This is a genomic window from Parageobacillus caldoxylosilyticus, from assembly GCF_019272935.1.
GTDB classification, from domain to species: domain Bacteria; phylum Bacillota; class Bacilli; order Bacillales; family Anoxybacillaceae; genus Saccharococcus; species Saccharococcus caldoxylosilyticus.
Genome location: NZ_CP040553.1, coordinates 414856 through 427624, shown reverse-complemented (window position 1 = coordinate 427624; position 12769 = coordinate 414856). Strand labels below are relative to the sequence as shown.

Annotated in this window: 9 protein-coding genes and 1 pseudogene; 9 read left to right on the top strand and 1 reads right to left on the bottom strand. The window is 37.3% G+C overall.

The window, feature by feature from the left end; all coding sequences use genetic code 11:
- Positions 1-11: 11 nt before the first annotated feature.
- The 6 genes from BV455_RS02170 to BV455_RS02145 all read left to right on the top strand — a co-directional run bounded on the left by BV455_RS02170 (position 12) and on the right by BV455_RS02145 (position 8782).
- Positions 12-1742: an ABC transporter permease gene (locus tag BV455_RS02170; RefSeq protein ID WP_218687707.1), complete on the top strand. Its 1731-nt coding sequence runs from the start codon at positions 12-14 to the stop codon at positions 1740-1742.
- A 15-nt stretch (positions 1743-1757) separates the two neighbouring features.
- On the top strand, positions 1758-2516 hold the full coding sequence (locus BV455_RS02165) for a creatininase family protein (RefSeq protein WP_218687706.1): 759 nt from the start codon (positions 1758-1760) through the stop codon (positions 2514-2516).
- The gene (gene argH, locus BV455_RS02160) at positions 2513-4033 is read left to right on the top strand and encodes an argininosuccinate lyase (protein WP_218687705.1); all 1521 of its coding nucleotides are present in this window, start codon (positions 2513-2515) and stop codon (positions 4031-4033) included. Before BV455_RS02165 ends, argH begins: the two co-directional genes overlap by 4 nt.
- Positions 4026-4991, top strand: a complete 966-nt coding sequence (locus tag BV455_RS02155) for an N-acetylglucosamine kinase (protein ID WP_218687704.1) — start codon at positions 4026-4028, stop codon at positions 4989-4991. The genes argH and BV455_RS02155 overlap by 8 nt, the downstream gene beginning before the upstream one ends.
- A 220-nt stretch (positions 4992-5211) precedes the next feature.
- Positions 5212-7725, top strand: a complete 2514-nt coding sequence (locus tag BV455_RS02150) for an NEW3 domain-containing protein (RefSeq protein ID WP_218687703.1) — start codon at positions 5212-5214, stop codon at positions 7723-7725.
- Between the two features lie 451 nt (positions 7726-8176).
- A complete protein-coding gene (locus BV455_RS02145; RefSeq protein ID WP_409993889.1) occupies positions 8177-8782 on the top strand; it encodes a Uma2 family endonuclease in 606 nt (201 codons plus the stop codon).
- A gap of 115 nt (positions 8783-8897) precedes the next feature.
- Here BV455_RS02145 and BV455_RS02140 read toward each other — a convergent pair whose 3' ends face one another.
- Complete coding sequence (locus BV455_RS02140; RefSeq protein ID WP_061579467.1) at positions 8898-9218, bottom strand: hypothetical protein; 321 nt, start codon at positions 9216-9218, stop codon at positions 8898-8900.
- Between the two features lie 293 nt (positions 9219-9511).
- On the opposite strand from BV455_RS02140, the gene BV455_RS02135 reads away from it, so the two are divergent.
- The 3 genes and pseudogenes from BV455_RS02135 to BV455_RS20230 form a co-directional block, all read left to right on the top strand.
- Positions 9512-11632 (top strand): SEC-C metal-binding domain-containing protein, encoded by a 2121-nt coding sequence (locus BV455_RS02135; RefSeq protein WP_218687702.1) that lies wholly within the window; start codon positions 9512-9514, stop codon positions 11630-11632.
- Positions 11633-12208: 576 nt separating this feature from the next.
- Positions 12209-12460: an AbrB/MazE/SpoVT family DNA-binding domain-containing protein gene (locus tag BV455_RS02130; RefSeq protein ID WP_017436154.1), complete on the top strand. Its 252-nt coding sequence runs from the start codon at positions 12209-12211 to the stop codon at positions 12458-12460.
- Positions 12457-12723, top strand: a pseudogene (locus tag BV455_RS20230) (type II toxin-antitoxin system death-on-curing family toxin); the annotation flags it as partial. The gene BV455_RS02130 and the pseudogene BV455_RS20230, both read left to right, overlap by 4 nt.
- Positions 12724-12769 lie beyond the last annotated feature (46 nt).

The window sequence follows — 12769 nt, the reverse complement described above, 5'->3', positions numbered from 1 at the left end:
GAGGTGAGAAAATGAGCTCTCAAAAAATCAACAAATTGAAAAATAGCAAATGGGATAGATTAACACAATCAAAGTACTTTATTTACGTATTAATCTCGCCGTTATTTTTAGTTTTATTAGCTTATGTTATATATCCGTTTTACCAAACTTTCTTGCAAAGTATTTCAGGAGTTGATAATACATTTAGTTTAGAAAATTATAAGAAATTTTTTAGCATAGAGAGTAAAGCAAACTTAGAAGCTTTATGGACAAGCGTTTATATTTCTATTATTAGCGTAATAACATGTGCAATTGTTGGGGTTAGTATGGCTTTTCTACTTGAGAGGTATGATTTCCCAGGAAGAAAAATATTATCTGTTTTAGTTCTTGTGCCGATGGCATTGCCTCCATTAATCGGTGTATTGTCTTTTTGGTTTTTATACGGCGAAAGCGGTATTATACCAAGGGCGCTACAGGCTCTATTTCATTTGGATAAAGTTCCTTTTGCTTTGAAAGGAATTTTTGGTGTTATTGTTGTCCATACATTTACAATGTATACTTATTTCTATTTAACGGCTTCTGCTGCTATTAGAGATTTAGATCCCTCTTTAGAGGAGGCTGCTACTAGCTTAGGAGCGAAAAGAATTCATATATGGCGAAAAGTAATTTTACCAATGCTAACTCCTGCTATGGTGGCGGCATCTCTGCTTGTATTTATGATATCGATGGCGTCATATACTGCTCCATTAATGTTTGGCGTAGAAAGAACAATGACTATGCAAATTTATCTTTCGAGGACAAATGGAAATTTAGATATGGCGGCAACACAATCGACCATTTTGTCTATTGTATCCATTTTATTTTTAATTACAATGAAATGGTATCAAAATAGGAGAAATTACCAAAATCAAAGTAAAGGTGTAGGAGTACATCGGAGAGAAGTGCGAACATCATGGATGAAATATATTTCTCTGATATTGTCAATGGCTGGCGTCATTATTTTAATGTTACCTATTCTTGTAATTGTATTAATCTCATTTTCCGTAGATGGAGAATGGAGAACACAGATTATACCTACTGCATACACTTTTGACCATTATATCGCATTATTTACTGATGAGAAAACATGGAGGCCTATATGGAATAGTATTCAGATGAGTTTTATCGCGACTGTAGGAAATATCATTTTTGGTGTTGCTGCTGCTTATGCAATAGTTCGGTTTCAATTTAAGGGAAAAACATTGTTGGATATTTTAATTATGGTGCCGTGGGCATTACCTGGTACAGTGGTTGCGGTTAATTTAATCGCTGCTTTTAGCGAGCCAAGTATTTTTAGCTTTAATCAAGTATTAATAGGGACTTTTTGGATATTGCCGCTTGCATATTTTGTGAGACATTTACCTTTGGTATTCCGTTCAACTTCTGCAAGTTTAATGCAAATGGACCAATCCATTGAAGAAGCAGCAAGGAGTTTAGGTGCAAGTTGGTGGTATACATTTCGACGGGTTGTTTTACCTTTAATGACGGGAGGAATTTTGGCGGGTACTTTATTGGCGTTCGTCGAGGGAATTGGCGAATTTGTTGCATCTATTCTAATTTATAGTACTTCGACGATGCCTTTATCTGTAGCGATATTCCAAAAAATGTATGCTTTTCAATTCGGAACAGCATGCGCTTATGGTGTACTACAAATATTGCTCATTATGATTGTACTATTCATATCGCAAAAATTAGCTGGCGGCAAAGCGGGGGCCGTTATATGAAACGGGGGATAGAAAGTGAGAGCTACTGATATACATGGTAGAGACTTTCATAAACTAATTCAAGCTGACTTTGCAGTTGTTCCGTTAGGAAGTTTTGAGTACCACGGTCCTCATTCTCCATATGGAACAGATATTATTTTAGCTGATGGCTTTGCAAATAAAATAGATTCTAGTTTTAATGCTGTCATTTATCCGACAATTCCTTTCACGGCATGTCCTGGAAAAACAGCGAAATATCCTGGTACTATTTCCATTCGTCCTTCTGTCATTCAAGAATACTTGATTGATGTGTTAGAGGGAATTTTAAAGCAGGGAATTTCTAATATTATTTTGCTAAATGCTCACGATGGGAATATAGGAATTTCACGGACTGTTGCTGAGTATGTGACTGCCAATTATAAGGATGCTAGTATTCTGTTAATAAATTGGTGGCAGATGGTTGAAATTGATAAAGCGGAGGAGCTAGGATTCATTAATACGAAGGGTAGAGGACATGGGGGACCATATGAAATGTCAGCAACTAAAGCTTTCCGACCGGATCTTGTTCATATAAAGAACGAGGATCAAGAATTTAATGAAACTCCTTTATTATCTAAATTACCTTATGTTTTAGTGGAAGGAATTCCAAATTCTTGGGACGGATATACAGGGATGATTCAACAAACGTCATTAGAATCGGGAAATAAAATAGTTGAAGAGACAATAAACAATATGAACTCACTAATAAAAAATTGGTTAATACATGTAAAGAACAAGAAAGGAATGGAATCATGAAGACATCACTTCGTGAGCAGTTAATTGCAAAAGAAGGAGAAACTTTTCCATCTAAAACATACATGGAATTGGTTTTAGAGCCTGCTTATAACGAAGCAAAAGAGCATTTTTTAGAACCAATGATTCAAATTCATTTAGCACATCTAATTATGCTGGTAGATGTCGGATTAGTTACTAAATCGGATGCAATAAGAATTGTTAAAGGGATTAATAACCTAAAGATAGATGAAATAAAAAAAAGTATGTATGAGCCAAAATTTGAAGATTTGTTTTTTAAAATTGAGAAACTGCTTATTGAATCAGTAGGAGATATAGCTGGTAACCTACATATAGCCAGAAGTAGAAATGATATGGGAATCGCAATATATCGTATGATACTAAGGAAAAAAATTTTAGAGCTTTTAGAAAGCAGTCTTCTACTTAGAGAAGTTTTAATAGAATTGACAAAAGAACATATAGACACAATAATGATTGGTTATACTCATACGCAACAAGCTCAGCCAACTACATTAGCTCATTATTTTAATGCAATGACCGATATGCTTACAAGAGATATTCAGAGATTACAATCTGCTTTTAAAACAGTAAACAGAAGTAGTATGGGATCTGCAGCTTTAACTACGTCAGGTTTTAAAATTAATAGAAAACAAGTTCAACGTTTATTAGGTTTTGAAGAAATAATTGATAATGCATGGGATGCAGTAGCTGGGGCTGATTATATTGCAGAGACCGCCACAGCTGTACAGCTATCGGCATTAAATTTAGGGAGGTCGATTCAAGATTTTCTACTTTGGGCAACTCAAGAATTTGATGTTTTCAAATTAGCTGCTCCTTATGTTCAAATTAGTTCCATTATGCCTCAGAAGCGAAATCCTGTATCCATTGAACACATGAGATCGCTGTTATCTAGTGTGGCAGGAGACTCACAGACAGTCCTATTAATGCTACATAATACTCCGTTTGGAGATATTGTTGATACAGAAGATGATATGCAACCATATATGTGGAGAGCCATTCATAAACTACAAGGCATATACCATTTATTGTCCAGTGTTTTAATAACTATGGAAGTGAATAAAGAAAAGCTATTAGATCGTGCAAAAGAAAGTTTTGCCAACGTAACGGAATTAGCAGATTCTATTGTTAGAAATGATAAGTTGTCATTCCGTCAGGCTCATCAAGTTGTGAGTTCGGTTGTAAAAGAACTCGTTCAAAATGAACAACCACTATCTTCACTCACATTAGATTTATTGAATAAGCATGCAATTAAAGTTGTTGGAAGAGAATTGAAATTAACTCAAGACCAACTAAATAAATCTATTAATCCAATTTATTTTGTTCATGTTCGTGTTTTAGAAGGAGGCCCAAGCCCTGAAAGAATGAAAATAGCTATTGAACAAAGATGGAAAGAACAAGAAAGTTTGCAAGAGTGGATAGAAGAAAAGAAAACTTTACTTTATAAAGCAAACAAAGAGATAGAAACAATTATCAAGAAATGGATGGAAGATAATGAATAAACAAGTTTATCCCTTGCTAGCTGTCGATGGTGGCGGTACAAAAACAATAGCTGTGATTGCTAATTATAAAGGTGAAATTTTAGGAAAGGGGAATGGAGGAGCATCAAATTATCAAGTAGTAGGTCGAGATATAGCTCTTCAATCTATTCAAATGGCAGTGCAAGAAGCACTCAAATCGATTAATCAATCTTTACTTTCATATCCCTTACATTTTAAGAAGGCAATATTCGCCTTAGCGGGTATAGATACAAAAAAAGACGAGATTATTGTAAATGATATTGTACAGGAAGCTATAAGTAGTTTGTCAATAGAGGTAAATCATATGGTAATTGAAAACGACTGCCTTGCAGCTTTGTTAGGTGTTACACCAAAAACCCCTGGAGCGTTACTTATTTCCGGCACAGGATCAATTGTTTATGCGCATAATGGTAAGGGAAAAATTGTCCGTGTAGGTGGTTGGGGGCATCGGGTAGGGGATGAGGGAAGTGGATATTGGATAGGGAAAGAAGCCATTCGTTCAGTTCTAAAAATGTATGATGGTCGTGAAAAGAACACCATTCTTGCTCAATTACTACTTCAGCATTTCCAATTTAATTCCTTAGAGGATTTATACAATTGGGTGTATAGCGAACATTACTCAGTAGACGATGTAGCTGCTTTGACAATGGTAGTGGAACAGGGATTGAATCAAGGAGATGAAGTAAGTCAAAAAATATTAGATCAAGCTTCTTATGAACTGGAAAAGCTCCTATTAGTCGCTATATCTCATGTTATAGAAGAAACAGACAATAACTTTTCATTAATTTTACAAGGGGGTGTTTTACAAAATAATTCTTATATTCGTAATAAGATATTGAAAAGTTTAAAAAGAAGATATCCGAATTTTAATCTTCTCAGTACCCACAGAGAACCAATCTATAATATTATTCAACGGGGGTTGCAAGATGAAGGTTGCTGAGAGTTTTAAACAAATTACGATAAATGTTTCTTTACTGTCTACTATGATTATTTGTTAAAAGCGAAAGTGTTTTCCTAATATTTGAAAGGAAATGTATTTTTGGTAATTGAAAATATAAACATCTCTACGTATAGTAGAAATCGTTTTATAACTTGTATGTTGCGATGTAATAGCGGTTTATTAGCAAGGAAAGTATAAATCATTTGGGGGAGAGGAAAATATGAAAAAATTTATATGTATTCTTCTCACATTTTTATTGTTTGTTCCTTTTGTACCACTGGATATTAATGCGGAACAATTGGAACAGCCAGATGTTGAATTATGGAATGCCATAACACCTTTGAAAACAACTGTTACGTTCTTAAATGTTGGAGCACATCCAGATGATGAGAGAAGCGACTTCCTTGCGTATTTGTCCAGAGGGCTTGGTGTGAAAACAGCTAGTTTGATTGCAAATCGTGGCGAAGGGGGGCAAAACGAAATTGGAAATGAACTAGGAAATGCATTAGGAATAATTAGAACACGAGAAATGATAGAAGCAGCTAAAATTACTGGGGTAAAGGCATACCATCTTAGTGAGACAACGTCAGATCCCATTTACGATTATGGATTTGAAAAGACACCTGAAGAAACTTTGAAAAAATGGGGTGAACAGTTAACGTACGGACGTTTGATTAAATTTATTCGTACTTACCAGCCCGACATTGTAATGCCATCTTTTCGCAATGTAAATAGTGAGCACGGACATCATCGAGCGATGACAATCCTTAGTGAGAGGGCATTTAAAGATGCAGCTAATCCTAATGTTTTTCCAGAACAATTAAAAGAAGGACTAAAGCCATGGCAAATTAAGAAATTTTATTTACCTGCCTATTCAAAAGAAGATGCGACTACGTCTATCGAAATTGGGATGTATGATCCGATTTATGGTATGACCTATCCGCAATTAGGGGAACAGTCACGCTATATGCATAAGAGTCAGGGGATGGGAAGAGATATTCCAGCTGAACCTAGACAAATTTATTTGGAGTTAGTCCATTCATCAGTGGATGATAAAGGGAAAAACGATCTTTTTGCAGGAATTCCTTATAACTTTAAAGAATGGTCTGAACTTCTCCCGAAAACAGCAAATGATTTAAAAGTTCACCTCACACACCTCCAACAAGAGCTAGATTCTATCGTTGCAGCATATCCTGATCGACATACTGTATTTAACAAATCCCAAAAAGCTTTGAAAGATGTTCGGAATATACAAAGAAAAATCCGAAATTCGAAACTGAATGAAAATATAAAGAATGATTTACTCCATAAACTAAGTATTAAGGAAGAACAATTACAAGTTGTCAGTTTTGTATCTTCTAGTATTAAGGTAAAAGCTACTGCTGCTTCGAATATCTTAACAAAAGGTCAACAAACTACAGTGTCTGTTGAAATTAAAAATAATGGAAAAGAAAAGATAAATCATCTAGATGTTTCCTTAATTGTTCCTGACGGATGGAAAGTCACTTCACATAGTAAACATTTAACATTATTTCCTGGAAAAACTATAAATAAAGAATTTACTGTGGTTGTACCAGAAAACGCGGAGTACTATCATGCCTACAAAGATCCTGTTATTCGAGCAAAGATTCAATTTGAAGCAAATGGAACAAAAACAGAGCAAATTCAGGAGTTAGAAGGGACCATTGCTGTATTACCAGATATTAGCTTAACATTAGACCCTGAAAATATAGTCGTTAATACAGCTGATATTCAAGATGAGATACCAGTTACTGTTAAAGTAAAAAATTATTATGAAGGAAGATTAAATGCATCAGTCTCTTTAAAAATACCAAAAGGATGGACAGTTAGTCCTCATCAAACAAATGTTACATTAGATAAAAAGATGGATGAAAAGAAAGTTACATTTACTCTCGTACCACCACGGGATATACAAGATGGGAAGTTTGATATTGAAGCAATAGCTAGTGTAAAAGGAAAATTATACAATTCTACTATTCAAGAAATTAACTACGATCATATAGGGACTTTTTATTATCAATATCCGTCAAACATTCATGGAGTTGCCTTTGAGCTTTTAAAGCCAGATGATCTAAAAATAGGATATATTGAAAGTGGATTTGACAAAGTTGCTGATTATCTCATCAATGTAGGATTTAATATTACTAAACTGACATCAGAAGATTTAGCCACAGGAGATTTAAGTCAATATGATACCATTATTACAGGGATACGGGCATACTTATCACGTGATGATTTATATAAATATAACGACAGACTTCTCGAATATGTAAAGAATGGTGGGCATTTAGTCGTTCAATATCATAAACCTAGCGACCGCTGGAATCCTTTAAAAACAGCACCATACAAACTGGTAATTGGAGATCCTTCAATTCGTTGGAGGGTCACTGATGAAAATGCAAAGGTAACGATAACACAACCAGATTCTCCTTTGTTCCATTATCCTAACGAAATTAAAGATAGTGATTGGAATAATTGGGTACAAGAACGAGGATTGTATTTTCCAATGGAATGGGACTCAAGATTTGAAACATACGTAAGTATGGCTGATCCAAATGAAAATCCATTTGAAAGTGGAATTTTAATAGCAAAATACGGGAAAGGAACGTATGCTTATACTAGCTTAGTATTTTATAGACAAATTCAAAACCAAGTACCGGGAGGTTATCGAATATTTACTAACTTAATTAGTTACGGAAAAAGTCAAAAGTAAATTTACACAATAATAAATTACCATAGGCAATTATGCTGCGATCTCCTACAAGTAGACGGTCAAAAAGACATTGTGATGTTCTTGAGCGTCTGCTTGGGAGGGGATTTTTTTTTGCGAAAAAGGACAAGATATCGTCATCATATATGCACGCACCGATGTTTTTGGCAATTAAAAAATGCATGAAATGGCAAATAAGAATATTCAATGATCTGTATAAAATTTCATACCTGTTGTCGCTTGACATGGAGCCTCTGCGAGCATGCTTTCTGGCAAAGGGGGCAAGCCACAGGACTTTGCCAGGCATATAAGCCTATCATACCCGCCACTCCATGTAAAGCGGTGAATATGCAATAAATTATGCATATCCTTAATTGCCAAACACTACAATTCTTAATTGCCACTAACAACCGATTGTAAACGAAACAAGAATAATATTTGGCGCCATGATATAATGGAAACAAAAACGAAATGGAGTGAAGGCGCGATGACAACGCCAGAGTTTTCAAATCACAACTACACGTATGAAGATTATCTAAAATGGGACGGACAATGGGAATTGATTGACGGCGTGCCATATAGCATGGCTCCTTCTCCTTCGTTTACCCATCAGTATATTGTTGGTGAGTTGTATGCGGCGTTGCGGGATTATTTTCAACAACAAGGATGCGTAGTGGTCATGGCCCCATTTGATGTCATATTCGCTTCAAGCCTTGATGGCAAATCCGCGAAAAATGTGGTGCAGCCCGATATTTCCGTTATTTGTAACCGAGAGAAAATTACAGAAAAGGGATGCGTGGGTGCCCCTGATTTAATCGTAGAAGTGTTGTCTCCGAGTACGGCGTTAAAAGACCGAAATGAAAAATACAAATTATATCAACGGTTTGAAGTAAAAGAATACTGGATGGTTGACCCGCTACATCGAACCGTCGAGGTGTACGGATGGCATAACGGAGTATATGAAAAAAGGGAAGTATTTGGAGAACAAGATGTGCTAGTTTCTTTTCTGTATCCAGATTTAAAGGTTTGCCTTAATGATGTGTTTCAGCGGTTATCATAAACGCATATATGCCCACATGTTTAGAACGGTTGTGGAAACGAACGCCCCCATCTGTCGGTGATGGGGGCAAATTCATCGTGGCGGGAACACGGAAGCTGCGTTACGGATGGAGAGGTTATTGCTGCTGGGAGAGCTTGCGGATTTTTCGGTCGTGTTGGGCGATTTTGGCTGAGTGGAAATCGACGGTTTCTTGTGTTTCGATAAGTTCAATGCGTAAGCTGTCGATTTTTGTTTCCAATCGGTTAAATCGCTCGTCCATTTCCGCAAACTTTCTTTTAAATTCACCATTCATCGCTTCGACCTTTTTATCTAATGCTTCGACTTTTTTGTCCATTGTTTCGATTTTTTCGTTTAATGCAGCGATTTGCGAGCGAAAGTCAGATGCATGCAGATCGAGCGCTTTTAAAATTTCTTTTAACATCGTTTGCTGTTCCACCACATTCACCTCCTCGCTAAACAGTATAACCCGATCCGTATAGACAAGAAAAGACAAATGGAGAGAAAAAGTGAAATGCTTCCGCAGCACTATCTCCTGCAAGTAGACAGCAAAAAAGACATTGGATATGATGTTCTTGAGAGTTTGCTTGGAAGGAGATTTTTTGATGAAAAGATCAATTTTTTATTTGTCTAAAAAACATGTCTCAACGGCTATCATATGATTGTTGCTTAGTTGCCATTAAATAATGGATCATTCTTATTTTTCAAAATGATGATAAAGGAGATAAAGAAATGAAAGCAGGAAGAAACGATCCTTGTCCTTGTGGAAGCGGGAAAAAGTATAAAAAGTGTTGTATGGCAAAGGATGCTGTTGTAGAAATTCGAAAAGTGAGGGAGGAGCGCTTTTTTCAATTAAAATATGAGCTGTCGGAAGAAATTTACCAGTTTTTAGAGCGGTCGCTGCCTTTTTCGGAAAAACTGCGCGCGGAAACGGCGTTCGATCAAAAAATAAGCTCAACACAAAATGGCGATATGCTCGGACCTTTGTTTCGTCTTTGGTATTTATTTTTCCATCGATTTGACAATGGATTGCGCGGTGTCGAATGGTTTTATCAAGAGAAAAAAACTGGTTTAAAGGCGGAGAAAGCGCGGCTGCTTGAAACGTGGGTGTCACTTGTTCCTCGGCTTATTCAGATCGTGGATATGGATGAAGGCGGGGTAACGGCGGAAGATGCGCTTACACATGAACGGTATTATATGCCGTTTTGTGAAACGATGAGTGAGCCTGTGCCGTGGGGAGGAACGTTTTGTCTGCTTGAGCCGTTCGGCGAAGGTTATTATGTTCATGGAGCGGCAATCATTGAAGGGCCGCAAGGAGTCAAGCGCGCATATGCAAAGATCAACCAATTGATGTCAGAAACGAAACGATCGTATGAACAAATCGCAATGACCTGCTTTTTGGAAATTGTGAATGAATTAATGGATCCGTATGATATTCGGCATCGCGAAATGACGAAAATCGATGAAGTGACATTGCATTATGAAGTGGAGGATGGAAAAAAGCTCGTTCGTTTTTTAGAAAAACAAGACGTCGTGATCGCGGATGAACAAAAAGGAAAAATAACAAAGCTAAGTTTTGCCGGCAGGCAGTATATATATGAGGATAATCTTGCTTCAAGCCCTGTGTATATGCGTGAAGTGTTAGGATTTATAGAAATAAACAAACATCGTCTTCAATTTGTGACTGTTTGGCCAGATGCGGTGGAATCGTTTATGAAAGCGATGGAGAAAGCGGGGGAGCTTGCCCGTTTTATCAAAAAAACGGTACGCAAATTGGATGCGCCGAAACATGTCAAATTTCGCTCTTACGTGATGCAGTTAGGAGAGAATGTACCGTTTTATTTTGGCTCACTGGCGGATCAAACGATAGATATTTATCAGTCATTACACGCTCCGCAAGAGGAATGGAACGGGAAAACCGTGATGCAAATGGCGGAACAAGGGAAAAAAGAAGAAGTCGAGCGATGGTTGCAAGAACGCGAGTATATTAGTTTTATGAACGTCGAGCAGCTGGAATGTCCGGTTACCGTTGATTTTAATACGATTCGCCGGAAATTTGGTCTTCCTTTATCTCCATTTGTCACGTTAGGGGAAAAACGACAAACGCGATTGCTGGAGATGCAGCGAACACACGAATTGGAACGATACGAGCAATATGAAACGCCGCTTGAATGGATGGATTCTTTCTTTGGCAAAGATATAGCGGAGTTTTTTATTGAAAAAACGCTAGGAAAATCAGAAGCGACGGTATCGAAATATCGAACAGGACTATCCATTATCGCCCAATATTTGTTACAGTCTCGCCTTTCATCCTGGACAAGCATCACAAAAGACCATTGGCTGCAATGCATCGTCTATCATTATTTAGAAACGAACGGCGATGCGAGCATTCATCAGGCGAAGTCGTTTTTCAGCACGGTAAAAGCGTTGGCAAAGTGGATTGACGCGCGATATGGAACGAATCATGATAAAACGGTTCGCGCCATCATTCAGACAGTGGAAGAAGAAATATATGACGCGATTCGTTTGCTAGATTTGTGTGTTCCGTATACAGCGAGAAAATACCATGATTGGTTGCAGGAAATAGAAAGAGATATAGTCGAAAACGCATTAGCGGATCATCAAGTAAGCGGCCTGTTTCAAATCACTGATGTTTCCGCTGCGACGATGAGATGTAAACATGCAGAAAGCGGAAAGCAATATACGATATCCATCACTCCGTTTGTTCATTCTTATGCGAAAGCAGGAATGATCATTCGCGGAAACATTGTCAAAACACCAAACTCTGGCCGCTGGAAATTCATCCATGTGTCACGGGTGTTTCCAAAAGAGGCGGGACAGTATTTGAGTTGAAAATGGCGTTTGCGTTAAAAATAGAAAGGATTGTTTAGTTGGTTAAGGCTTTTGTAAGGTTGATCGGTTTGGATCGGCAATGAGAATATGTGTGAAAGGAAGCGGGGAATACATCTGTTCCCTGCTTTTTTGTCTAAGATTCATGTACTGTTCGTCTTTTTCAATCATATTTCATGAAATGCAAATTTTATGCACGGTCCAAAAACGGCCAAAAAAGTCTATAGGTGTGCAGCGCCATTTTGCTTTCACAGAGTAAAGCGCGATGTTGATATCTTAACCCAATGGTGTCCGCATTGACGCGAAGCCGAAGGAAGCGGTCGGCAAACTTTCGATCTGAGGAACACGAACTTCATAGAGCTGGGTATCATTGGGAGAGTTCGCTAAGCCGGTGTTATGTCAATAAAACGGACACGTTAACTAACATTGTTATTGTTCGGTGTCTTCACTAATGTTTGATGATCAGAGGTATGTTTTGAATCCAAAAAAAGAAGGCGCATTGTTCATGTATTCAATGCTGATTTTTGTTATAATAGTTATAACAAATTTGATAATTATAACAAACAAAGGGTGAGATTGGTGTTAAGCGCAGAGCGAAAAATATTGAAAATCGGTAATTCTCTAGGCGTTACTTTTCCTGTTGAATTTTTAAACCAGCTTGGCATTCATCAAGGTGATGAAATCCAAATGGAGTTAGAAGGGGATCAAATAGTAATCAAAAAAAGCAAAAAAGTGGATCTGCCAAAAGGAATTTCCGAGGATTTTTTTGAAATATTAAACGAAACGCTGGAGGAATATAATAAAACGATTAAGGGACTTGTGGAGCGATGAGATATTTAACGGTTCAGGAAGTTATTGCAATTCATTTTGTGATTATGGAAAGATATTCTCCAAAGGAACAAAAAGGAGTTAAAGATCCCGCTTTGTTGGAATCCGCCGTGTATCGCCCGCAGCAAAGCGTTTTTGGCCAAGATGCTTATCCCACCATCTTTGAAAAAGCAGCCGCATTATTCGAATCGTTAGCGAAGAATCATTGTTTTTACAACGCCAACAAGCGGACCGCTTTTGTATCCCTCATTCAATTTTTAACATTTTTCCCGAGAAGTCTCCCTTCCTCTAAACGGAGTGAAGGAGGGAGAG